General features: G+C 74.7%; 12 protein-coding genes and 1 pseudogene. 9 read left to right on the top strand and 4 right to left on the bottom strand.

The window, feature by feature from the left end:
- The first annotated feature begins 79 nt into the window (after positions 1-79).
- On the top strand, positions 80-535 hold the full coding sequence (locus ACFYPD_RS07805) for a hypothetical protein (protein ID WP_387110144.1): 456 nt from the start codon (positions 80-82) through the stop codon (positions 533-535).
- Positions 432-1,034, top strand: a pseudogene (locus ACFYPD_RS07800) (vanadium-dependent haloperoxidase); the annotation flags it as partial. The gene ACFYPD_RS07805 and the pseudogene ACFYPD_RS07800, both read left to right, overlap by 104 nt.
- Positions 1,035-1,162: 128 nt before the next feature.
- Here the strand turns inward: ACFYPD_RS07800 and ACFYPD_RS07795 are convergent.
- A complete protein-coding gene (locus tag ACFYPD_RS07795) occupies positions 1,163-2,035 on the bottom strand; it encodes an NAD(P)-dependent oxidoreductase (protein WP_387110143.1) in 873 nt (290 codons plus the stop codon).
- 190 nt (positions 2,036-2,225) lie between these two features.
- On the opposite strand from ACFYPD_RS07795, the gene ACFYPD_RS07790 reads away from it, so the two are divergent.
- Positions 2,226-4,463, top strand: coding sequence for an FUSC family protein (locus tag ACFYPD_RS07790; RefSeq protein WP_387110141.1), 2,238 nt, complete (start codon positions 2,226-2,228; stop codon positions 4,461-4,463).
- On the opposite strand, the gene ACFYPD_RS07785 is transcribed toward ACFYPD_RS07790, so the two are convergent.
- Positions 4,388-5,197 (bottom strand): hypothetical protein, encoded by an 810-nt coding sequence (locus tag ACFYPD_RS07785; RefSeq protein ID WP_387110139.1) that lies wholly within the window; start codon positions 5,195-5,197, stop codon positions 4,388-4,390. The genes ACFYPD_RS07790 and ACFYPD_RS07785 overlap by 76 nt on opposite strands.
- Before the next feature lie 142 nt (positions 5,198-5,339).
- On the opposite strand from ACFYPD_RS07785, the gene smpB reads away from it, so the two are divergent.
- The 3 genes from smpB to ACFYPD_RS07770 all read left to right on the top strand — a co-directional run bounded on the left by smpB (position 5,340) and on the right by ACFYPD_RS07770 (position 7,760).
- Positions 5,340-5,822: an SsrA-binding protein SmpB gene (gene smpB, locus ACFYPD_RS07780; protein WP_387110137.1), complete on the top strand. Its 483-nt coding sequence runs from the start codon at positions 5,340-5,342 to the stop codon at positions 5,820-5,822.
- Positions 5,823-5,910: 88 nt separating this feature from the next.
- Positions 5,911-6,486 (top strand): helix-turn-helix domain-containing protein, encoded by a 576-nt coding sequence (locus ACFYPD_RS07775; protein WP_387110135.1) that lies wholly within the window; start codon positions 5,911-5,913, stop codon positions 6,484-6,486.
- Positions 6,483-7,760 (top strand): MFS transporter, encoded by a 1,278-nt coding sequence (locus tag ACFYPD_RS07770; protein WP_387110133.1) that lies wholly within the window; start codon positions 6,483-6,485, stop codon positions 7,758-7,760. The genes ACFYPD_RS07775 and ACFYPD_RS07770 overlap by 4 nt, the downstream gene beginning before the upstream one ends.
- Before the next feature lie 97 nt (positions 7,761-7,857).
- Here the strand turns inward: ACFYPD_RS07770 and ACFYPD_RS07765 are convergent, their stop codons facing one another.
- On the bottom strand, positions 7,858-10,503 hold the full coding sequence (locus ACFYPD_RS07765; protein WP_387110131.1) for a glycoside hydrolase family 3 N-terminal domain-containing protein: 2,646 nt from the start codon (positions 10,501-10,503) through the stop codon (positions 7,858-7,860).
- Between the two features lie 223 nt (positions 10,504-10,726).
- Here ACFYPD_RS07765 and ACFYPD_RS07760 point away from each other — a divergent pair, with 223 nt between their 5' ends.
- From ACFYPD_RS07760 to ACFYPD_RS07750, 3 genes are all read left to right on the top strand, one after another.
- A complete protein-coding gene (locus ACFYPD_RS07760; protein WP_387110129.1) occupies positions 10,727-11,974 on the top strand; it encodes a lectin in 1,248 nt (415 codons plus the stop codon).
- Between the two features lie 138 nt (positions 11,975-12,112).
- Complete coding sequence (locus ACFYPD_RS07755; protein WP_387110127.1) at positions 12,113-12,631, top strand: GNAT family N-acetyltransferase; 519 nt, start codon at positions 12,113-12,115, stop codon at positions 12,629-12,631.
- A gap of 16 nt (positions 12,632-12,647) precedes the next feature.
- Entirely contained in the window at positions 12,648-13,499 is an 852-nt protein-coding gene (locus ACFYPD_RS07750; protein ID WP_387110125.1) for a PhzF family phenazine biosynthesis protein, read from the top strand.
- Between the two features lie 48 nt (positions 13,500-13,547).
- Here the strand turns inward: ACFYPD_RS07750 and ACFYPD_RS07745 are convergent, their stop codons facing one another.
- On the bottom strand, positions 13,548-23,213 hold the full coding sequence (locus ACFYPD_RS07745) for a hypothetical protein (RefSeq protein ID WP_387110123.1): 9,666 nt from the start codon (positions 23,211-23,213) through the stop codon (positions 13,548-13,550).
- Positions 23,214-23,465 lie beyond the last annotated feature (252 nt).

Genomic DNA, 23,465 nt, shown 5'->3' with positions numbered 1-23,465 from the left:
TCCCTACTGGATGTGACCGTCCGACCGTAGGGGGTGACGGGCTGCGGCGTGGTTAAGGCAACCTCTGGTTTCGGTTAAGGTGCCTCCATCCTGGACGGTCGGCTGGATCGCCGCCTGGCGGGCGGTGAGCCGGGTGCGCGGCGGCGCCGCCGCGGACGCCGCGCTCGCCGGGGCCGTGCACGAGGCCCTCACCACGCTGGCGCCGGCGCGCACCGCCGACCTGGACGCGGCCCTCGCGACCACGCTCGACCGGCTGGGTCCGGGCGCGGCCGTCCGCGCCGCCGTCGAGAGCGGCCGGGACGCCGCACGCGACGTGCTCGCCGAGCGGGCCGGCGACGGGCTCGACCTCGCCTCGGTCAACCGGACGTTCACCCCGCCGGGCGCCGGCGCCCGGCGTCTGACAGCCGACCCCGCCGGGCTTCGCCGCCGCGGTGCAGGCCGGCCAGGGCGACGGCCGGCCGTTCCTGATCGACGACGTGCGGGCGTACCTGCCCGGGCCGCCGACGGCACTCGACACCGCGCGCTACGCCCGTGACCTCGCCGAGAGCCGGGCGGTCGGGGCGGTGCAGAGCAGCAGCCGCACCGACCGGCAGACCGGCGTGGCCCGCTTCTGGGCGCAGACCTCGCTGAACGGCTACACCGGGGCGCTGCGCGCCGCGGTCACCGCCGCGGGAAGGGTCCACGGGGCTGCCCGCAGGGCGGCGCTCGTCGCCCTCTTCCACGCCGCGACTGTCGACGCCCAGATCGTCACGTACGCGGCCAAGTACCGGGACCTGCGCTGGCGCCCGGTCACCGCCATCCGGACCGGGAACATCGCGCCGGACCCGGCGTGGACCCCGCTGATCACCACCCCCGCCCATCCGGAGTATCCCAGCGGGCACACCACCTACGCCGGGGCCGCGGAGATCGTCCTGCGGGCGCTCGCCGGGCCGCCGGCCGGGCCGGTGGAGCTGACCAGCCCCACCGCTCCCGACGTCAGCGTGACCTACCGGGACTGGCGCGAGCTGACCCGGGACAACATCGACGCCCGGGTGTGGTCGGGCATCCACTTCCGGCACACCGACGAGGTCGGGGCGGCGGTCGGCCGCCGCGTGGCGGCCGCCGGGCTCGCGCGCTGGACGGCCGACCGCGGTAGCCGCACACGGGCGGTCCGGCGCGCGGGCTATCCGGTCGCCTGCCGGGCGAGGGCTCGCGTCACCACCGTCAGGTCGTCGCCGCCGAGGCCCTGCTCGACCGCGTGTCGCCACTCGCCGGCCAGTGCCTCGGCCGCCGGGAACCGGCCGGGCGGCACCTCGCGCAACGCGAGGTCCACGTCCTTGAGAGCCAGGGCCAGGGAGTACTGCGTCGTGTAGTCGTCCCCGGCGATCCGGTCCAGCTTGTCGGCCGCCCACGGCGACACCAGCGGGCTGCCGCGCAGGGCCCCCTGCACGGTGCCGCGATCCAGACCCAGCGTGTCGCCGAGGGCGACCGCCGCGGCGAGCCCTTCGTTCACGAAGGCGAGCAGCAGGTTGTTGACCAGCTTCAGCCGCGACCCGGCGCCGACCGGCCCCACCCAGACGGTCCGCTGCCCGACCGCGTCGAAGACGGGCGCCACCCGGTCCCGCACCTGCTCCGGGCCGGAGGCGAGGACGACGAGGCGACCCTCTTCGGCCGGGCCCCGGCTCCCGGCCACCGGCGCGTCCACCAGGGTCACCCCGGGACGCTCGGCACCGACCAGCTCGGCCAGACGCGCGGTCTCGGTCACCCCGATGGTGCTCATCTGCGCCCAGACCGCCCCCTCGGGCAGCGCGGCCAGCATCCCCTGGTCGACGGCGACCGCGCGCACCGCGTCCGCATCGGTCACCATGGTCACCGCCACGTCGGCCCCGCGTACCGCCTCGGCCGGGTCCGCGGCGACCTCGGCGCCCCGGTCGCCGAGCGCGCGGGCCGGCTCCGGGTGCCGGTTCCACACCACCGTCGTCAAGCCGGCCCGGACGAGGTTCGCCGCCATCGGCGCACCCATGCCGCCGAGTCCGAGCACCGCCACCCGCGTCATCCACCGCTCCCCCGCCTCGCCTACCGGGCAGCCTAGGCGCACGGGAACCGGGCGGCATCCCGATCGCGGACACTCTCCCGGCCGGCGACACCCCGACGGCCCATCCGGGAAACGTCACCGCCCCCGACCGGATAGAGTCCCGGAGCAGACGGCCCGCCCCCGGGAAGACCTGGTGGGGAGCGGTGTGGGCATGGGTCGACGGCCCGGCGAGGAGCTGCGGGACCGGCTGCGCCGGCGCGACCCGGGCTACCGCCTCATCCGTCGGGCGGCCCGCCTGACCGTCGTCGCCTCCCTCACCTTCTACGGCTGCCGCTACGGCCTGGGCAGCGTCACCCTCGCCACGTACGCGCTGTTCGGCACGGTCGCCACGGGCAGCTTCGCCCAGCTGCCGGGGCCGGCCGCGGTGCGGGCGCGCACCCTGCTGGCGGCCGTACCGGTGGCCTGGGCGCTCGTGGCGATCGGCACAGTGCTGGCGGTCAGCACCGGGGCCGCGTCGGCCGGGATGCTCGTCGTCGGGTTCGCGGTGGCGTTCGCGGGCGTCGGCGGGCCACGCCTGGTCGGGCTGGCCAACGCGCTCCAGCTCTTCTACATCCTGGCCTGCTTCCCGCCGTACCAGCCCGACACCCTCCCGGCCCGGCTGGCCGGCGTCACCCTGGGCGTCGTCCTGGTCGCGCTCGCCGAGGTGACGCTCTGGCCGGACCCGGCGCCCGTCTCCTTCCCGCAGCGCCTCGCCACGGCGGCGGGCGGCCTCGCGGACCTCGTCGACGCGCTGGCGGACGTGCTGGTCGCGCGGCCGGGCGCGGCGGAGGAGGCGGAGCGCCGACAGGCCCGGGCGGCGCAGCTGATCGACCAGGTGCGGATGCCTCGACTACCGGTGACGGCACGCCCCACCTCGGCCGGTCGCCGCGACCGGGCCTGGCGGGACGCGGCGGCGGCCGTCAAGGAGGTGCTCGCGGTCGCCGAGTCCCTCGCGTCCCGCCCGGACGTCGCGGGTAGCGGGGACGCCGACCTGGCAGGCGTGCTCCGACGGTGCGCGGCCTCGCTCCGGCGCTCCGCCGACGTCGCGGTGGGGCGGCCGGGCACGCCGGCCGTCGACGAGCCGGGGCCGGCCACCCCGCTCCCGACGTCGTGGCGGGCCGCCGGTCCGGCCCGGCTGCGCGTGGACGCGACGGTACGGACCCTCACCGACCAGGTCGGGACGTACGCGACCGCGATCGGGATCGCCACCGGTCCGCGCGGCCGCCACGCCGCGCGGCCACCCGAGGCGGGTGCGGACCGGTTCTGGTACGCCGGGCGCAGCACCTGGTCGCTGTACCGGCGACAGTTCCGCGCACACCTCACCCCGCGGTCGGTGTACCTCGAGGGAGCGGTCCGGCTCGCCGTGGCCCTGGCCGCCGCGCGGGTGATCGCCGGGGTGGTCAACCTGCAACACGGGTTCTGGGTGCTCCTGGCGACGCTCAGCCTGATGCGGGCCTCCGCGTCGGACACCCGGACCACGCTGCGCCCGGCGCTGGTCGGCACCCTCGCCGGGGGCGCCGCCGGCGGCCTGCTCCTGCTGGTCTCGCCCGAACGACAGGCGTACGCCGCCCTGCTGCCGCTGGCGCTCGTGCTGGCCTTCGGCGTCGGCCCGCTGCTGGGTCTGGGGTGGGCCCAGGCGCTGCTCACCCTGCTGCTCATCGTCGTGTTCGCCCAGCTCAGCCCGGCGTCCTGGCAACTGGCCGGCGCCCGGGTGGTGGACGTCGCGATCGGCGCGGTGGTGGGCGTCCTCGCCGGCCTGCTGCTCTGGCCGCGGGGCAGCGGCGGCGAGCTGCGCCGCAACGCGGGCGCCTACCTGGCGGCGAGCGGGCGGGCCGCCGAGAAGATCGTCGAGGCGTTCGCGGGTGGGGCGGACGCGCGCGCCGCCGTCACCGCGGCCCGGCGCGCGGAGGCGCTCGCCACCGCGTCCCTCGTCCAGTACCACGGGGAGCGCCACGACCCGCGGCTGTCGCACGTCGACTGGGACGCGGTGCTGGCGGCCGCGCACCGGGCCGGCTACGGCGGGCAGGCGCTGCTCGCCGACCGCCGGCCCGGGGCGCTGGCCCCGTGGCCCGGCCCGGCGGCCGCGCTGGTCGCGCGGGCCACCCGGCTGCGCGACGGCTACGCCGACCTCGGCCGCCAGGTGACGCGGGGCCGGGTCGACCGGCCACCGGCGCCGGCGGAACCGACCGGGGACGTCGCACGGCAGGTGCACGGGTTGGTGCGCGACGGCGAGGACCGGCCGGAGGTGCTGGCACTGGTGGAGGTCGACGGCTGGCTCGCCGACCTCGACGGTCACCTGCGCCGCGTCGCCGGGGCGCTTCCCGACGAGCGGGCTCACCCGATGCGGCCGCCCGCGGTGACCAACCACTCGCCGGTCTCCCAGTCCGACGGGCCGCCCGCCACCCGGTAGCAGAGGTCGAACCGGATCCCCAGCTCCGGCCACCAGGGGTGGTGGACCGGGACCACGCGGAAGATGTCCTCGAGCCCGGGAAACGTGGTCCCCTCGGGCTCGGGGAACAGCTCCGCCAGCTCCGTCCGCGTCAGGTCGGTCCAGAGCGCGAACTGCCACTCGGTGCGGCTGCGCCACGCGTCGTGGACCAGCTCGAACCGCGGTTCCCGGCCGACGACGAAGCTCCGGATGTCGCCGCGCAGCTCGGCCGGGGTGGACGGGAGGATGAACGGCCACTCCTCGCCGGTCGGATAGCGGTACATGGCCGACGTCGCGGCGAGCGCCCGCAGAAGGCCGCGCCACGCCTCGGGTGACGTCGTGCCGGCGGGCAGGTTCACGCCGGTGTGGTCGACCCGCCGCACGTGCCCGGCGAGGCGGCGCGCCAGCTCCGCCACGTCGACCGTCGGCGCGGGCCCGGCGGGCGGCTCGGCGCCCTCGACGGCGAGGGACGGGCCGGGGTCGAAGGTGACCACCGGCGCGGGCACGTCGGCCAGCCCGATGGTGGTCACCGGTCGGGCGCCGTCCGGTCGCGGCGGGGTGAGGACCAGGCGGTCCACCGGCCCGTCGACGGCGCCCGGCGGGCGGACCGGCTCGGCGTACGGCACGTCGACGAGCAGGGTGCGGACCTGGTCGAGGAAGGTCTGCGAGGCGGGCGTCCGGGGCAGCCGGAAGGCGATCTCGCCGAGTCGGTCCATTCCCCGACGCTAGGGGGCGCGGCGCCCGCCCGACACCCACGGCCCGGCCGAATTTCGCACCCGCGCCCCGGGGAGGACACCCCGCCGGCATCCGAACCGGGCGGGTATCGTGCTCGGCGTCGACCAGCGGGGAGGTGGGGGCGTGACCAGGGAGACCGGGCGCAAGCTCGTCGCCTCCAACAAGAAGGCGCGGCACGACTACACGATCCTGAAGACGTACGAGGCCGGGATCGTGCTCGCCGGCACCGAGGTGAAGTCGCTGCGTGAGGGGCGAGCGTCGCTGGTCGACGCGTTCGCCCAGGAGCGCGACGGCGAGATCATGCTGTACGGGCTGCACATCGCGGAGTACGGCTTCGGCACCTGGACCAACCACCAGCCCCGGCGCACCCGGAAGCTGCTGCTGAACCGCGTCGAGATCGCCCGGATCCTGGAGAAGCTGCGCGACAGCGGGGTCACCCTGGTGCCGCTGTCGATGTACTTCTCCAACGGCTGGGCCAAGGTCGAGCTGGGTCTGGCCCGGGGCCGCAGGTCGTACGACAAGCGCCAGGCGCTCGCCGAGCGGGACGCCAACCGGGAGATCGCCCGCGAGCTGGGCCGGCGCCTCAAGGGCCGCCGCCCCGCCTGATCCACTCCCGCCCACGCGGCCGGCCCGTGCCGGCTCGCTAATACAAGACTCCTTGTACATCAGTCGTTGTGGGTCTAGCCTGGGCGGCATGACGGACGAGCCGAGCACACGGCACCTCACCGATCCCAAGGCCATGCGGGCGCTGGCCCACCAGACCCGGATCCGGCTCCTGGGCGAGCTGCGCATCCGCGGCCCGCAGACCGTCGGCATGCTCAGCGACGTCACCGGCGAGGCGGTCGGCTCGGTCAGCTACCACCTGGGCAAGCTGGCCGAACACGGCTTCGTCCGGGAGGCGCCCGAGCTGGCCCGCAACCGCCGGGAGCGGTGGTGGCGGGCCGCGCACGCGCGCACCGACTGGGAGCCGGTGGAGCTGCTCGACGACCCGGAGCGGCGACTGGCCTCCGACCTGCTCCGCCGGGCCGTCCTCCAGCGCTACGTGGCCCGGTTCGAGGCCTATCTCGACGCCGAGGCGTCCCTCGACCCGGCCTGGGTCCGGGGCACCACCAGCAGTGACAGCTTCCTCCACCTGACCCCCGACGAACTCGTGGAGCTGCGCCGGGAGCTGTCCGAGCTGGGCGCCCGCTGGCAGCAACGCAGCAACCCCGACCGGCCGGACGCGCGCACCGTCACGCTGATCTGGCAGGCCTACCGGGGGCCGCAGTGAGCCGCCGGTGGGTTCCGCTGGCCGGGCTGCTGACCGCGCACACGGTCTCGCTGACCGGCAACATGCTCACCCTGATCGCGCTGCCGCTCTACGTCCTCGCCGAGACGGGCTCTCCCGCCGCCACCGGGCTGGCCGGCGCGTTCGCCACCGCCCCGGTGGTGCTCGGCGGGGCCTTCGGCGGCGTGCTCGTCGACCGGATCGGCTACCGCCGGGCCAGCATGCTGGCCGACCTGGTCTCCGGCGTGACGGTGGCCGCCGTGCCGCTGCTGCACGCCACGGTGGGGCTGCCGTTCCCGGCGCTGCTCGGCCTGGTCTTCGTCAGCGGCCTGCTCGACACCCCGGGGCAGACGGCCCGGACGGCGCTGCTGCCCGAGGCAGCGACCGCGGCCGGGGTGCCGATCGAGCGCGCGATCGGCTGGTTCGGGGCCACCGAACGCGGCGCCCGCCTGATCGGCGCGCCGGTGGCCGGTCTGCTGGTCAGCGCGCTCGGCGCGCTGCCGGTGCTGGCCGTCGACGCGGCCACGTTCGCCATGTCGGCGCTGGCGGTGGCCATGCTGGTGCCGGCGAGCCTGCGGCCCGCCGCCGACCACGACGCCCCCTCGGCCGGCTACTGGCGGGATTTCGCCGCCGGGCTGCGCTTCCTGGTCCGCGAGCCGCTGCTGCGCGCCATGGTGCTGCTCGTGCTGGTGACCAACCTCTTCGACGCCACCAAGAGCAACGTCCTCATGCCGGTCGTCGCCACCCGGGACCTCGGCGGGGCGGCCGCCTTCGGCCTGCTGGTCGGCGCCATGGGCGGCGGCGCGCTGGTCGGCTCGCTGCTGTTCAGCGCCGTCGGGCACCGGCTGCCCCGCCGCGCCACCTTCGTCACGGCCTTCGCCGTCTGCGGCGCCCCGCCCTTCTGGGCGCTCGCCGCCGCTCCGCCGCTGCCGGTAATCGCCGCGGTCTGCGTGGTGTCCGGCCTCGCCGCCGGCGCGATCAACCCGCTCATCGGCGCGGTGGAGCTGGAACGGGTCCCGGCGACCATGCGGGCAAGGGTCTACGGGGTGATCGGCGCGGGCGCCTGGGCGGCCATGCCGGTGGGTGCCTTCGGCGCCGGGCTGGCCGCCGACCGGTTCGGCACCACCACGACCCTGGTCGCCGTCGGCACCTGCTACCTGCTGGTGGTGCTCACCCCGCTGCTCGGCGGCCCGTGGCGGGACCTGCGCCGGCCGGCCGCCGCGGACCGGCCGGCGCCCGACCGCACGCCGGCGCCCGCCGCCGCCGCAACGGAGTGACGACGCGCCAGCTCCTCCCGGTGCGCGTCGACCACAGCGGCGACCGGCCGGTCGGTCTCCCCGGTGACGCGTGTCCGGGGAGACCGACCTGGGCCGATCAGGCGGCGACGCGGGCGAGCAGGGTGAACGCGCGGACCGGGTCGCCGGTGAGCTGGGCGTGGTCGGCGCCGGCGATCAGGGCGGCCCAGTTGTCCGGTGCGCTCCCCCGCACCACGGCCGCCTGGGCGGCGTCCCGGGCCACCCCGAGAATGGCCTCGACCAGCGCGGCGTCCCGGTGGTCGGCGCCGAGCTGCCGCCCGAGCCGGTCCAGCACCCGAGGGGCGTCGCGCAACGAGCCGTCGGCGTTCCAGCCAGCCGGCGCGAGGGCCGCCCGCACCTGCGGCCGGTCGGCGGCGACGTTGGCCAGCCCGTCCCGACCCGGGACGGTCCGCAGGCCCCAGCCGAACGGGAACAGCGGCCGGTAGTCGGCGTCGCCGACGTTGATCGGCACCTGCGCCTCGTCCCGCGGCCAGCTCACCGGCAGCCGGCCGGTGAACGGACGGCGGCCGAAGAGCACGTCGGCCACGCCGGCCCCCTCGCTGCCCGGCAGCCAGGACGCCACGAGGGCGTCGATCTCGCCGAGCTGGTCGGTGAGCACCTGCGGCCGGCCGGAGACCACCAACACCACGCAGGTGGGCAGCGCCGCGCAGACCTTGTCGACGACCGCCCGGTCGCCGGGCTGGAGCCGGAGCGACTTCTCCTCCTGCTGCGGCCCGCTGCACCAGCCGCACTCCGGGCCGCCGACGTCGCCGTAACCCTCCGCGTACGGGGTCTCGCCGACCACCACGACACCGACCTGCGCGCCGTCGGTGGGTGCCGAGGCGTCGGCGCTGTAGGTGACCCGGGCCCCCGGGGCGACCTGACGGATTCCGTCCAGGATGGACGTGCCCGGGACGGCGTCGGCGCCCGAGGCGCCCTGCCAGGTGACCGTCCAGCCGCCGGCCTGGTTGCCGAGGTCGTCGGCGTTGCGTCCGGCCACGTAGAGCGAGGCGTCCCGGCGCAGCGGCAGGGCCCGGCCGCTGTTCTTCAGCAGCACCTGGGACTTCGCCACGGCCTCCCGGCCGACGGCCCGGTGCGCCGCGCTGCCGACCTGGTCGACGTTGGCGGCCGAGGCGTACGGGTGCTCGAACAGCCCCAGCTCGAACTTCTTGGTGAGGATCCGCCGTACGGCGTCGTCGATCCGGGCGGCGGGCACCCGGCCGGCGGTCACCTCGGCGAGGAGCAGCTGCTCGAACTGCTCGGCGTTGTACGGCTCCATGAACATGTCGGTGCCGGCGTTGACCCCGACCCGGACCTTGTACGCGGTCAGCCCGCCGTTGGTCGGCTCGGCGGGGTCGGGAATCTGGTGGATGCCCTCCCAGTCGGAGATGAGGAACCCGTCGAAGCCCAGCCGGCCCTTGAGCACGTCGGTGATCAGCTCGCGGTGGGCGTGCATCTTGGTCGGGTTGCCGAGCCCGTCCTCGGTCCAGTCCACGCTGGAGAAGGAGGGCATCACGCTGCCCACCCGGTGGGCCCGCACGGCCGGCAGGTACGGGGCCAGGTCGACGCGGGCGAAGTGCTCCCGGTCGGTGACGGTGACGCCCTGGTCGATCGGGTACTTCTGCTCCCACCAGGGCTTGCCCTCGTTCGCGGCGGCGACCGCCTCGTCGTAGTCGGTGTCGCCGTCGCCGGCGTAGTGCTTCGCGGTGGCGAGCACCCGGTCGGCGTCGTCGAGCCGGCCGGGCCGGCCCTGGAGGCCGTCGATGACGGTCTCCATCGACACCACCAGCGCCGGGTCCTCGCCGAAGCTCTCGTAGCTGCGGCCCCACCGCTCGTCCCGGGACACGCAGAGGCAGGGCGCGAAGTTCCACGGGATGCCGGTGGCGCGTACCTCGGCGGCGGTGGCGTGGCCGACCCGCTCGACCAGCTTCGGGTCGCGGCTGGCGCCGAGCCCGACGTTGTGCGGGAAGACGGTGGCGCCCACGACGTTGCCGTGGCCGTGCACGGCGTCGATGCCGTAGATCAGCGGGATCTGGAGGCGGGTGCTCAGCGCCTGCGCCTGGAGTCCGTTGACCATCTCGACCCACGCGGCCGGGGTATTGCTGGCCGGGGTCGAGCCGCCGCCGGAGAGCACCGAGCCGAGCTGCCAGCGGGCCACGGCGGTGGGGTCGTCGGCGACGGCCGCCCGCTCGGCCTGGGCCATCTGGCCGACCTTCTCGGCGAGCGTCATCCGGCCCAGCAGGTCCGCGACGCGCCGCCGCACCGGCAGCCGCCGGTCGAGGTACGGCAAGCCGTGCGCGTCGACCACCACGCTGGGCCGGGCCGCGACGGTGGCACCGTCGGCGGCGAGGGTCAGCGGCACCGTCTCGGCGGTCTCCGCGACGCCGTCCGCGCGCAGCGCGACCGCGACCGAGCGGGTGGCGCCGGACGGGCTGCCCGCCGGGAAGGTGAGCGTGCCGGAGGCGGCGGTGTAGTCGGCGCCGGGGGTGGCGGTGCCGGCGCCGGTGGCCCAGCGCACGGTGACCGCCGAGGCCAGGGGGCGTCCGTCGACGGTGGACACCGCGAGGTCCACCGGCACCCGGCTCCCCTCGGCCGCCGCGTAGACCGACCGGCCGGCGGTGACGGTGACCGTGCCGGCGTCGGCGGCCGCCGCGGGCGTGGCCGGCAGCAGGGCCGCCACCAGGGCGCCGACCGCGCCGAGCGTGGCGTGTCTGGGCAGTCTCATCTCGCGCCTCCCCACGGGACCGGTCGCCCGGCGCCCCGTCGGCCCCGGTCCGCTCCGCGTCCCGGTTCCGGATCCTCCCGAACCGCATCGCATTACGTCAATATTTCCGGCCGGTTCCGGAACCGTCATGCCGGGCTGGGGAGCGCTCTCTTGACAGCTCCGAACTTCGTTCATAACTTCATCGAAGTCTATCTTTATGGTTTGTTAACCGCAGGAGGCACCAGTGCGCAGGATCCGCACCATCGCCGCCGTGGCCCTCGCGGCCGTGGGCCTCACGGCCGCGCTCACCACCGTCACCGGCACCCCCGCCGTGGCTGCGCCCGGCGCGGTGACCTGGTCCGACGACTTCAACGGGGCGGCCGGCACGCCGCCGGACGCCGGCCGGTGGCGGTACGACACCGGCGGCAGCGGCTGGGGCAACAACGAGCTGCAGTACTACACCAACAGCACCCGCAACGCCGCCCTCGACGGCAACGGCAACCTGGTCATCACCGCCCGCCGGGAGAACCCCTCCGGCTACTCCTGCTGGTACGGAAGCTGCCAGTACACCTCGGCCAGGCTGCTCACCAACGGCACGTTCAGCCAGGCGTACGGCCGCTTCGAGGCGCGCCTCAAGATCCCGCGCGGCCAGGGAATCTGGCCCGCGTTCTGGATGCTCGGCAACGACATCGGCACCAACCCGTGGCCCAACAGCGGCGAGATCGACATCATGGAGAACATCGGCCGTGAACCGTCCACCGTGCACGGCAGCCTGCACGGGCCGGGCTACTCCGGCGGCAACCCGCTGACCGGGCAGACCTCGCTCCCCGGCGGCCAGGCGCTCGCCGACGCGTTCCACACCTACACCGTCGACTGGGCGCCCGACTCGATCACCTGGTACCTGGACGGCGTGGCGTACTCCCGCAAGACCCCGGCCGACGCGGGCGGCAACCGGTGGGTCTTCGACCACCCGTTCTTCATGATCATGAACGTCGCGGTCGGCGGCAACTGGCCGGGCTCGCCGGACGGCAGCACCACCTTCCCGCAGACCATGACGATCGACTACGTCCGGGTGCAGGCCTGGGACAACGGTGGCGGCGGCGGGGGCGGTGGCACCGGCGGGCAGATCGTCGGGTACGGCAACAAGTGCGTGGACGTGGCCGGCGCCAACACCGCCAACGGCACCGCGGTCCAGCTCTGGACCTGCAACGGCACCGCCGCCCAGCGGTGGACCTGGAACGCCGACGGCTCGGTCCGCGCCCTCGGCAAGTGCCTCGACGTCAGCAGCGGGTCGACCGCCAACGGGGCGAAGGTGCAGCTCTGGGACTGCAACGGCAGCGGTGCCCAACGATGGACCTTCAGCGCCGCCGGCGACATCCTGAACCCCCAGGCCAACAAGTGCCTGGACGCGACCGGCGCCAGCTCCGCCGACGGCACCCGCCTGCAGATCTGGGACTGCACCGGCGGCGCCAACCAGAAGTGGCGCCGCTGACGACCGCGCATTGTCGATCATGAAGTTAGCGCCCTGGAACGCGCTTTCCACTGGCGCTAACTTCATGATCGACGGGTCGGGGGCGCGGGGCTGGGCGGGTGGAGATAGCGTCGGGGTCGGGACTTTCGAGGGGCGGGTATGAGCGTGGTCGAGGCCCGGAGCATCCGCACCGAGCGGTTGGATCTCCTACCGCTGGTCGTCGCGCATGCCGAGGAGATGGCGGTCGTGCTGGGCGACCCGGAGTTGCACGCCTTCATCGGCGGCGCTCCGGCCGGTCCGGCGGCCCTGCGCGCCCGCTACGAGCGCCTCGTCGCCGGCTCGCCCGACCCCGCCGTCTCCTGGTGCAACTGGGTGATCCGGCTCCGCGACGAGGCGTGCCTGGTGGGCACGGTCCAGGCGACCGTCACCGGCCCGGCCCACGATCGCGTCGCCGAGATCGCCTGGGTGGTGGGCACCTCCTGGCAGGGGCGGGGCATCGCCGGCGAGGCGGCCCGGGGGCTGGTGGACTGGCTCGGGCGGCAATCGGTGCGCAGCGTCGTCGCGCACATCCACCCGGAGCACCGGGCCTCCGCCGCCGTCGCGACGGCCGCCGGCCTGACCCCCACCGACGTGGTGCACGACGGCGAGATCCGGTGGGCGGGGTCCGCCGGGCGCTGACGCGTACCGTGGCGCCATGACGGATGTCCTGCGGTACGCCGCCTTCACCACCGACCCGGCGGCGGGCAACCCCGCCGGCCTGGTCCTCGACGCGCGTGACCTCACCGACCCGGAGATGCAGGCCATCGCCGCCGACGTCGGATACTCGGAGACGGCGTTCCTCACCGCCGCCGGCCCCGGCGAGTTCGACGTCCGCTACTTCAGTCCGCGGGCCGAGGTGCCGTTCTGCGGCCACGCCACCATCGCCTCGGCGGTGGCCGTCGCCGAGCGCCACGGCACCGGCGAGCTGATCTTCCGGACCAGAGCGGGAACGGTTCGGGTCGCGACCGCCCGGGACGGCGACGGGCGGCCCACCGCGACCCTGACCAGCGTGGCGCCCTCCGACGCTCCGGTGGCGCCGGACGACCTCGCCGAGGCGCTCGCCGCCCTGGGCTGGGCCGCGGCCGACCTGGATCCGGCGTTGCCGCCCCGCGTCGCGTACGCCGGGGCGCACCACCTGATCCTGGGCGCGGCGACTCGGGAGCGGCTGGCCGCGCTCGACTACGACTTCGACCGGCTGCGTGACCTGATGCTGCGGCGGGACTGGACCACCGTGGCGCTGGTGTGGCGCTCCTCCGGCACGCGGTTCGACGTCCGCAATCCCTTTCCGGTCGGCGGCGTCGTCGAGGATCCGGCGACCGGCGCGGCCGCCGCCGCGCTCGGCGGCTACCTGCGTACGCATGGTCTGGTCGAGCCGCCGACCACCCTGCACCTGCACCAGGGCGCCGACCTGGGCCGGCCGGGTCTGCTGGTGGTGGACGTGCCGGCCACCGGCGGCATCCGGGTGACCGGCAACGCCGTGGTCATGCCCGACGTGCCGCGGAGCTGACACGCTGGGGCCCGGCTCCCCGAGAGAGCCGGGCCCCGGACGCGTCGGTCAGTCGGTGCAGGACGGTGTGTCGAAGTGCCCCGGCGTGCCGGGGAACGCCGGGCCGGCCCCGTGGTCCTTGTTGTCCCGCGGATAGGTCATGGCGAGCTCCAGGAAGGCCGAGGTGCCGGCCGTGGTCACGTCGCTCGCGCCGCGACCGGCGCCGGTCGCCCAGGCCACCCGCCCGAGGAAGTTCTGCATGGCCGGGCTGTGCTGGCGGACGTCGTTGAAACCGCCGTACGCCGAGTTGCAGTGGGTGAACAGGTTGTAGGCGCCGTTCCAGTCGAGCAGCCGGTCACCATTGTTCGGCCCGTTCTGCGTCACATCGCCCTGCAGCACGTCCCGGTCCCAGCCGCCGTAGATCCAGTCGGTGCCGTGGTGGTGCTGGTTGTCGGCGAGGACGTCGTTGTCCAGGTTGGTCGCCTCGAACCAGCGGCACGGGTCGACCGTGCCGGCCGTCAGGTCCACCGGCCAGGCCCCCGCCGCACAGTTGTCCGGGTAGGAGCCACGCGGCCGGAAGTCCAGCAGGTCGGACCCGAGCACCGCGGTGACCGCCGGACCGCTGGTCGCCCCGGCGCCGCCGAACAGGTGGTCGACGTACTGGTCCTGGTCGCCCCGGGCAGCGGCGCTGAACACGCCGTTCACCAGGCACTGCTGGTTGGCCGCGTCGAGCACCGGGTCGCAGCCCCTGCCACCCCAGAGCACGTCCGAGCCCTCGCCGCCGAACACCTCATCGCCGCCGCTGTCGCCGTTGGCCACGTCGTCGCCGAAGCCACCGTGGATGTTGTCCGCGCCGGCGCCACCCCGGATGAGGTCGGCCGCCCCGACGGTGAGCCCGGCGTACGGCATGGGCGCCGAGGTGGCGCTGCCGATCCAGGCGTTCCCGTCGGTGTCGTGCAGCAGGTCCACCCGGCGGTCGTACCCGCCGGCGCGGAACCCGGTGAACGATTCCTGCGGCACCGAGGAGAGCGTCACGGTGAAGCCCAGCGCCGCCACGTCGTCGGCGTTGAGGAACTGGTTCACCACGCCGCCCCGGTCGCCGAGGATGGCGTCCCGGCCGTCCTCGCCGTAGAGGCTGTCCGCGCCCAACTCGCCGAAGAGGTCGTCGTCGCCGGCGCCGCCCCGGAGGAGGTCGTCGCCGTCCTGACCCCAGGCGCCGTCGTTGCCGGCGTCCCCGTAGAGCTGGTCGTTGCCGTAGGCGCCGGCCGGCTCGCACGTGGCCTGGGCGGTGGTGCAGAACCGGGTGGACGGGCCGGGCAACGCCGGGTCGTGGGTCCGGGCCGCCGTGGCGTCGGCCGGCACCGCGCCGGTCGGGTACCGCTCGGTGTAGACCCGCTCGGCCGCCTTCCCGTCGACCGTGACGACCGTGCGCAGCAGCGAGCCGTTGTCGCCGAGGAGCACGTCGTCGGCGCCGTTGCCCTCGACCACGTCCCCGGTGTCCCGGAACCCGGCGGCCGCGCTGCCGCCGATCAGGTCGTCCTGCCCGGCGGGCGCGCCGGCGCCGACCAGGTCGGCCGGGGCCGCCGGGTCACCCGGCCAGCCCGGGTCGGGCAGCGGGGTGACCGTGGTCCGGCCCGCCGCGCCGAGCGCCGTGTCGCCGCGCAGCGCGTCCGGGCCGCCGTTGCCCTCCAGGTAGTCGCCGTTGCCGTCGCCGGTCATGGCGTCGGCGCCGTCCTGGCCCCAGAGGGTGTCGACGCCGTCGCCGCCGCTGATCCGGTCGGCGCCGAACCGGTTGGCGGTGGCCGCCGCCCGGTCCAGCAGCACCACGATCCGCGGGCTGAACGGGTTGCCGTCCGCCCCGAGCCGGACCGTCACCGCCGTGGGCTGTTCACCGGGCAGCGGGCGGAGCACCGCGCCGTTGTCCCCGATGACCGCGTCGGAGCCGGGTCCGCCGAACAGGGCGTCCGCGGTGTCCGGCTGGCCCGTCGTGGTCGCCCCGGTCCCGTCGTACGCGGTGCTGGAGCCGCCGACCAGGTCGTCGTCGCCGGCGTCGCCCTCGACCCAGTCGGAGCCGGGGCCACCCTCGGCGAAGTCCGCGCCCGCGTCGGCGTGCACCCGGTCGGGGCCGCCCTGGCCGAAGATCACGTCGTCGGCGTCGCCACCGGAGATCAGGTCACCGCCGCCGGTGCCGGCCGCCGGGGTGAACCCGAGGTCGAGCAGGGTGACCTTGCGCGACGGCACGGTCCGGGCCTGGGTGACCCGGGTCGCGTCGGCGGTGGCCGGCGTGAACCGGGCGTTGTCCCCGGCGATCAGGTCGGCGTCGCCGTCGCCGAAGAGCTGGTCCCCGGTGTCCGGGCGGCCGGTGCCGGCGACGGGCTCCTGGGCGGAGCCGCCGACGATCTCGTCCCTGCCGAGGCCACCGTGGACCAGGTCGGCGCCGTTGTTGCCCTCCAGCTGGTCGTCCCCGCCGTCACCGTCGACCCGGTCGTCGCCGAGCCCGCCGTACGCGACGTCGCCCTCCGGCCCGCCGGAGAGCACGTCCCCGGCGCCGGCGGCCGGCACGTCCCCGGCCAGGTCCAGCGGGTACGGCCCGACGTCGCCGATCCGCGGGGTGCCGTTGTCCCCGACGATCCGGTCGGCGCCCTCCTCGCCGTAGACGAAGTCCCGTCCGTCGGCCACGCCGGCCACCCGTCCGCCGCCGTAGAGCACGTCGTCGTCGGGGCCCCCGAGCACCTGGTCGCCGCCCTCGTCGCCCTCGGCGGTGTCCACGCCGGCGCCGCCGTACAGGCCGTCGTCGCCGGTGTTGCCGAAGAGCAGGTCGATCCCGTCGTCGCCGTGCAGCTGGTCGACGCCCGGACCGCCCCAGGCCCGGTCGTCGCCGCCGCCCAGGTGCAGGGTGTCGTCGCCGAGCTGGCCGCAGGCCCGGTCGTTGCCGCCGCCGAGGTCGGCGCGGTCGTTCCCACTGCCGGCGGTGACCACCTCGACCCCGGCGCCGCCGAGGATGAGGTCCGCCGCGCCCTGGTCGGTGGGGGCCGGTTGGTCGCCGGCGAGGGTGGCGTCGGCGCAGGTCTCGGCGGTCAGTTGCCGGTCACCGAAGACGGTGGCCCCGCCGTCGCCGCCGACCACGTGGTCGCTGCCCAGGCCGCCGACGAGCAGCTTGGTCTGCGACTGGGTGCCGGCCGGCAGCGGCTGGTGGACGACCTGGCGGGCCGGGCCGTACCCGTCGGTGCCGTCCGGGTCGCCGACGCTGGACGGCTCGGCGATCACGTAGTCCTCGTCCGGGCCACCGAACAGCTCGTCGGTGCCGTAGCCGCCGACCAGCACGTCGTCGCCGCCGTAGCCGTACACGTGGCCGGTCTGGCCGTTGGCCGAGTGGGACACGACCAGGTCGGCGCCGGCGCTGCCGTGCACGGTGTCCTGGCCGGAGCCGGTGTCGACCCGGTTGGTCAGCCCGGCGTCGCCGCTGCCGGCGCTGTCCGGGTCGGCCGGGACGCCACTGCCGGCGGTGTGGATGGTGTCGTCACCCTTGCCGCCGTTGAGGATGTCCGCGCCGGGCCCGCCGATGAGGACGTTCCTGCCGTTCGGCCGGTCGTCGAGGACCACGCCGACGACATCGTCGCCGCCGTTGCCGTAGACCGTGCTGGCGCCGTGCCCGACGGTGACGTGGTCGTCCGCGCCGGTGGTCTCCTCGGTCGGGTCCTTGAGTTTCGTCCAGTCGACCAGGCCGGTCAGGCTCTTGTCCCCGACCGAGGTGTGCACGGTCGTGGCGCCGGCGCGGTCGACCGCGCCGAGGTCGCTGTCGCCGGCCACCACGTCGTTGCCGTCGCCGGTGGTGACGGTGTCCTTGCCGGCGCCGCCGGCGACCCGGCTGACCTGGCCGGCCGCCTCGGCGGTGACGATCACGTCGTCGCCGCCGCGGCCGTCCACCCAGCTCGGGCCGGTGCCGGTGCGGATCTGGTCCCGGCCGTCGGAGCCGAGGACCACGGCCGCCTTGTCGAAAGCGGAGGTCTTCGTGCCGTCACCGCCGGTGTCACCGTCGCCGAGCAGCAGCACCGACAGGGAGACCTTGTCCGCGTCGGCGACCTGGTAGCCCCGCCCGTCGACGACCACCCGGGTCAGGTTCGGGTCGAGGAACTCCTGCTTGCGCCCGAGCGCCTCGACCGCGAAGCCGTCGAAGTCGGCGTCGCCGTCGGCGTAGTGCACGGCGTACACCTTCACGACGTCACCGGCGTAGGTGCCGGCGCCGTTGTCCCACGCCTTGTCCCCGCGCTGCTCCTTCTTGCCGAACTTGCCGGCGAAGACGACCAGGGTGTCCCCGACCGTGCCGCCCAGCTCGGGTGGTTTCGGTGTGCAGTCGGGTTGCGCGCGGAAGTCGAGCAGGGTGGCGTCGACCAGGGTGAAGTCGAAGGTCTTGGAGAACAGGAACAGGTCGATGGTGATGTAGACCTTGAGGAAGACCGAGAGCTGCCCAGTGGTGGTGAAGAGGCAGACCGGGTTCACCAGCAGCGCCTGGAGGAACTCGCTGGTGCGGAATTTCCCGTCGTTGTTCGGGTCGTTCCAGCTGAACCCGACGGTCAGCCGGATGCCGCCCTCGATGCCCGCCTTGACGATGAGCACGCTGACCTCGGCCCCGGCGGCGATCTCGCCGCGCAGGGTGACCACCGGGACGGCCTTGCCGGTGCTGTCGGCGGTCTTGAAGTAGAGGCCGTCGAGGAGGCTGACCGCGTCGAGGTCGGTGCCGTCGGTGGCGGCCTCCACGGCGTGCCGGATGCCCGCGGTGTCCAGGCCGGCGATGAACCGGGCGGTCACCGAGGCGCTGCCGGAGAGGGTGACCAGCACCGGCGGCGGGGCGTACACCGGGCCGAACGACTGCCGCCAGTTGAAGCCGAGCGACAGCGGACCGGAGTCGAAGCTGACCAGCTCGACGTCCTGCCCCATGAGCAGGCCGAACAGCGAGCCCGGGTTGTCGAAGATCGGGAAGCTGAAGCCGGTCTTCTGGGCGTTGGACTTCCCGTCGGCGCCCGCGGCGAACAGCTTCTCCCCGTCGTCCCCGGCGGCGGTGTCCACCGCGGACTTCACCTGCGCGGCCGACTTGGCCTGGGTGAACGGGTCGTCCCGCTTGATCAGGCTCTCCGCCGACGCCGGGGAGGCCTCGGTGGTGAGCGCCCTGGCCGGGTCGACCAGGAACTGGCCGAGCGGGATCGAGCAGCCGTCCTCGTCGTCGCAGTCCGGTATCCGGTTCACGAAGGTGATCACCGCGCGTACGGTGTCGACGAAGTCGAGCTTCGGCCCGCCGGTGAGGGTGCTGAACGTCTTGGCGAGCCAGACCAGGGTGATGTCCGGTCCCCCGGTGGCCTTCGACAGGTCCGACAGCACCGGGATCGGCGCGTACAGGGTGTCGATGACCGGCTGGAGCGGGCCGGTGACCGCCTTGAGCTTGTCCACCACCGGCTTGAGGATCTTGCTGAAGAAGGCGCCGGCGTCCAGCGCGATGTCGGTGAACGTCACCTGGAGCGGGGTGGTGACCCCGCCGCCGGTGGCGCTCAGCCCGCCCTGCTTGTGCTCCAAGCCCCACTTCAGGCCGAAGCGGGCGCTGACGCCGGGCAGCGCGGAACCCACCTCGTCGCCGGTGTTGACCGCCGCCGCCAGCTTCCAGTCGATGTTGACCTGGGCGGTGAGGTCGGTGGCGAGCAGGGAGCCCAGGTCGGCGAACTCGGCGAGGGTGAGCTTCGCGTCGGGGTCGGCGGCGCAGTCCGCGGCCACCGCCGGGTCGAAGCAGCTCTTCTCCCCCGGCGAGCCCTTCAGGTCGACCCCGAAGTACGCCCGCACCAGCGGCGCGCCGCCCTGCTTGGTGGCGTTCACCTGGATGAAGGCGAGCTGGGCGGCCAGGTCGCCGGTCATGTCGAAGGTGGCGCCGATCTGCACCTCGGGGGCGGTGTCCCCATCATGGGTGGGGACGTAGAAGCCCTCGTCCCGGTCGAGGACCAGGTCCAGGTGCAGCTTCCAGCCGAGCTTGGCCTGGATGCCGTCGGGGGCGCCCTTCTTCGCCTTCAGCGACAGGCCGGGGATGCCCAGGTCGAGCGGCACGTTGACGCCGAGACATGCGTCGCTGTCCCCGGCGTCCTTGCAGCCGTCCGCGGCCGAGGGCGCGCCGCGCGAGGCGGTCAGCTTGATCCGGATGGACTGGAAGTCCTCCGGCTGGCAGGGGGTGGCCACCCCGCTGCGGCAGCCGACCACCGCGCTCACGCCCGGGTCGAGGTCGGCCAGCACGTCGTTGAGGGCGCTCTGCACCCCGGCGCTGTCCAGCGTGGCGTCCGCCAGCACCGGGCCGATGGCGGCCTTGACGTCCGCGCGCAGTTGGGCCACGAAGCGCTGGCCCTGTTGCAGGTCGTCGCCGACCAGGGGCAGCTTGCCGTCGAAGCTGGCCAGCCGGAGCGCGTCCTCCACCTTGGCCAGGTAACCGTCGATGCCGACGTTGAAGTCGGTCAGCTTCAGCGACAGGTTGGCGAAGCAGGAGGTGAGGTCCGGGGTCTGCGCGTGCGGCGCAAGGTCCAGCCCCATGGTGAAGGTGAGCAGGTTGGTGGCGTCGGCGGGTTCGCAATTGTCCACGAACAGCGGCGCGCGGGCGCAGATCGGGGTCGTCGCGCTGCCGACCCCTCCGCCGCAGTCGACGCCGGCGGTCGTGAACGTCGGCGTCAGGCCGAGCAGGTCGGTGACCGGCCCGTCGGCGGCGAGTCCGCCCAGGCCCACGCTGAGGTCGGCCTTGATCGTGGCGAAGTCGGGGTCCTTGCCGAGGTCGAGGGCGAGCGGGCCCACCCGGGCGGCCAGCGCCGCGTCGCTCACCCCGCCCTTGACGGTCACCTTGGCGGAGGAGTTCTTGTCCAGCAGGGGCGCCGCGTTGAGCTTCAGCGGCAGCAGCAGGCCGAGCTGCGCCCGGGCGTCGACGTCGAGGGCGAAGGTGCCCGAGCTGTCCAGGCTCACCAGCTCGCGGGCGCCGTCCCAGGCGAAGGCGAGCGGCCCGGCGGTGCGGACGTTGCGCTTCCAGTCCAGCCCGACCCGCAGGTACGGGCCGCCGGCCCGCTCGTCGAGGGTGAACTGGATCCCGCTGTCCGCCCCGATCGCGTTGTTGAGCTGGTCGAGGGCGTCCTGGAGGGTGTCCGGGGGCGCGGCGAGCAGCGTGTCCAGCGCGTCGGCCAGCTCGGGCCGCAGCGCGTACGCCGTGCCGTCCGCCGGCTTCGGCGTGCCGGCCGCGTCGACCCGCAGGGTCTGGCCGTCCACCCGGTCCAGCACCCGGTACGCCTTGCTGCCGATCACCAGGGTCCGCCCGGCCAGCCGCGGGTCGAAGGTCGCGTCGCCGCTGCGGTTGGCGTCCTTGAGCAGGAAGTTCGCCCCGTCGGCGGTGAACGTGACGCCCTTGCCGACGCCACTCTCGTCCGCGCCGAGCAGCTCGCGCGCCGAGCGGCCGAGCAGCGGGATCTCGGTGTTCAACGGCCCGCTGCCGCCGCCGGGCTGGGTGAGCGCGGCGTTGACCAGCCGCAGCGCCTCGACCACGACCGCGAAGAGGGCCTTCGGGTCGTCCGGGTTGAAGTCGACGGCGAAGATGCCGTCGAGGCTGCTGGTGTCCACCACCGGCTGCTCGCCGGCCTTCCAGCTGACGTCCACGCCGACGCCCTCGCCGAGGGCCCCGGTGGCGCCCGGCACGCTGACCGTGACCCGGCCGGTGGTCTTCACCGAGGAGGAGACGGCGAGCAGGTTGCCCGGCTCGGACTGCAACCGGCGGAACAGCTCGCCCAGGCTGACGTCCTGCGCCTGCTTGAAGCTGACCTGGACCATCCGCTGCCCGGCGGCGGCCGGCCCGACGGTGAGATCGCCGCCGAGCCTGACCTTGAGGAAGCCGGCGGTGGCGAAGAAGTCGACCCCGGTGTCGATGGGGAAGTCGGCGGCGAACAGCGGCGTGGCCGGGTCGGTGCGCAGCAGCACCCGGTCGGCGTTGGCGGCCGGGCTGCCGAGGTCGTCACGCAGGTCGAGCACGAGGGTGACCGCCGCGCTGTAGCGGGGCTTCACGGTGGCGAAGCTGGCCTGGGCGTTGGCGGCCCGCAGGCCGACCTTCTTGTCCCCGCCGGCCGGCTTGGTGAGCGTGCCGGCCAGTTCGACCGCGCCGATGTTCGGGCTGGAGCCGCTGATCACCCAGACGCTGTCCGGGCTGGGCTGTCCGCCGATCCAGTTCTCCGCCAGGGTGACCGTGGTGGCGGTGTTCGCGGTGATGGTGCCGGCCGAGGTGCCCGCCACGACCCGCTGACCGACCAGCTCATCCGGGGTGAACCGGTTCTGGACGACGCTGAAGCCCTTCGCCGTGAAGGTGGCGCCGCGGCCGGAGACCGAGGCGGCGCCCGGGTCCAGCGGCACGGCCACGGTGGACTCCCGCTCCAGCTTCACCCGGAAGACCAGTTTCTCGCCGGCGAAGGAGAGGTTGTCGACCGGCAGCCCCTCGGCGGCGAGCAGCGCCACGAGTTGCTGGATCGAGCTGAACTTCGGCTGGCCGGCCTTCGCCGGGTCGTCGGTGGCCGGGTCGAACTCCGGGTCGTCCGGCTTGGGGTGCACGTACTTCTTGAGGAAGCCGGTGAGCTTCTCGTTGACCTTCACGGCGTCGGCGAAGGTGCCGCGCAGGAAGGGCAGGCTCAGGTTGCCGGCCGGCCCGCTCTGCTGCACCCCGCCGAGCAGGGTGGCGAGCTGGGCCAGCCCGGCGGCCAGGTCCAACGGGCTCATGTTCCGGAACGTGGCGATGGTCTCGTCGAGGCCGGTGGTGGTGACGGTCGGGCTGCCCACGCTGATGTCGTTCCAGTCGACCTTCACGGTGGCGGCGACGGCGGGCAGGTCGAACGGGGCGCCGGCGGTGGCGGCGCCGAGGTTCACCTGCCCGTGGACGGAGCCGGGGCCCGGCTCGCTCTCGGTGTCGGAGATCCGGCCGCCGCCGGAGTTGTCCAGGGTGACCTGGACCAGCCCGGCGAGGGAACCGGCCGCGCCCAGCTCACCGGTCCCGGCGCCGGTGTCGAAGGCGAGCCGGCCGTCGCCGTTCGGGTCGGTGACGGTGACCTTGACGTGGGTACGGGCGGCGAGGGTGCTCCCGGCGGTGAGCGTGACCCCGAGGATGCCGACCGAGGCGGTGGCCTGGTCCAGGTCGGCGCGGAGCGTCGCCGCGGCGTCGACGTCGAGGCGCGGGGTGTCCCCGTCGCGGACCAGGTAGGTCTCGCCGGCGGCGGTGTGCCGGGCCCGCAGGTGCAGGGTCGCCCAGCCGGTGACGTCGACGGCCTTGGCGACGGTCACCCCGCCGACCGCCAGGTCCTTCGCGGTGACCTGGCGCTTCGTGGTGACCAGCACGTCGAGCAGGTGGTCACCGCCGCTGGTGGTGACCGTGCTGGTCAACCGGGTGCCGCCGCCGAGATCCACGTCGTCCTTGGTCAGATCGCCGGCCAGAGCGTCGGACGCCTTGCGGGCGAGCTTGTCGGTGTCCACGAGCGCACCCGGGCTGACGCCGAGCAGCGGCAACGGCTGGCCGAGCAGGCCGACCCGGGACAGGCCGCCCTCCGCCCAGGTGGCGGTGCGGGACATCAGGGTCTTGAGCGCGCTTTCCCACGCCTCGTCCGCGTGGGCCAGCGCCGCCGTCCACACCAGGGCGAGCGCGGCGGTCACCACCGCCGCGGTCAGGCCGGCTAGCAGCCGCCGTAGTGCCACCATGAGCCACCTCTTCCTCGATGGCCGTCACCGACGGCGCTGGTCCCGCGCCAGCACATCGATCGCGGAAGAGACCCACAACTTCTGTGTCGAGATCGTGACAGAGCGTCAAACTGATCGGTTCACGCCGGCACGCCGCACGTCCTGGTCGGACTGATCGGTCAGCCAGAACCCGTCGAAGCGTGTAACGAAACGAACGGCCACGACGCTGGTCACGGTCACGTCGCACGGCCGCCGGCCACCCGGCCGGCGGCC

It is taken from the genome of Micromonospora sp. NPDC005299 (genome assembly GCF_042872345.1).
Taxonomy (GTDB): Bacteria; Actinomycetota; Actinomycetes; order Mycobacteriales; family Micromonosporaceae; genus Micromonospora.
The sequence above is the reverse complement of the archived record's forward strand: the minus strand, read 5'-3'. Positions and strand labels throughout refer to the sequence as shown.

What these genes read in the sequence shown, in the direction of transcription:
- ACFYPD_RS07795 (WP_387110143.1), bottom strand. Translation starts at nt 2,035, where the DNA reads ATGACGCGGGTGGCGGTGCTCGGACTCGGCGGCATGGGTGCGCCGATG.
- ACFYPD_RS07790 (WP_387110141.1), top strand. Translation starts at nt 2,226, where the DNA reads ATGGGTCGACGGCCCGGCGAGGAGCTGCGGGACCGGCTGCGCCGGCGC.
- ACFYPD_RS07785 (WP_387110139.1), bottom strand. Translation starts at nt 5,197, where the DNA reads ATGGACCGACTCGGCGAGATCGCCTTCCGGCTGCCCCGGACGCCCGCC.
- ACFYPD_RS07775 (WP_387110135.1), top strand. Translation starts at nt 5,911, where the DNA reads ATGACGGACGAGCCGAGCACACGGCACCTCACCGATCCCAAGGCCATG.
- ACFYPD_RS07765 (WP_387110131.1), bottom strand. Translation starts at nt 10,503, where the DNA reads ATGAGACTGCCCAGACACGCCACGCTCGGCGCGGTCGGCGCCCTGGTG.
- ACFYPD_RS07755 (WP_387110127.1), top strand. Translation starts at nt 12,113, where the DNA reads ATGAGCGTGGTCGAGGCCCGGAGCATCCGCACCGAGCGGTTGGATCTC.
- ACFYPD_RS07750 (WP_387110125.1), top strand. Translation starts at nt 12,648, where the DNA reads ATGACGGATGTCCTGCGGTACGCCGCCTTCACCACCGACCCGGCGGCG.
- ACFYPD_RS07745 (WP_387110123.1), bottom strand. Translation starts at nt 23,213, where the DNA reads ATGGTGGCACTACGGCGGCTGCTAGCCGGCCTGACCGCGGCGGTGGTG.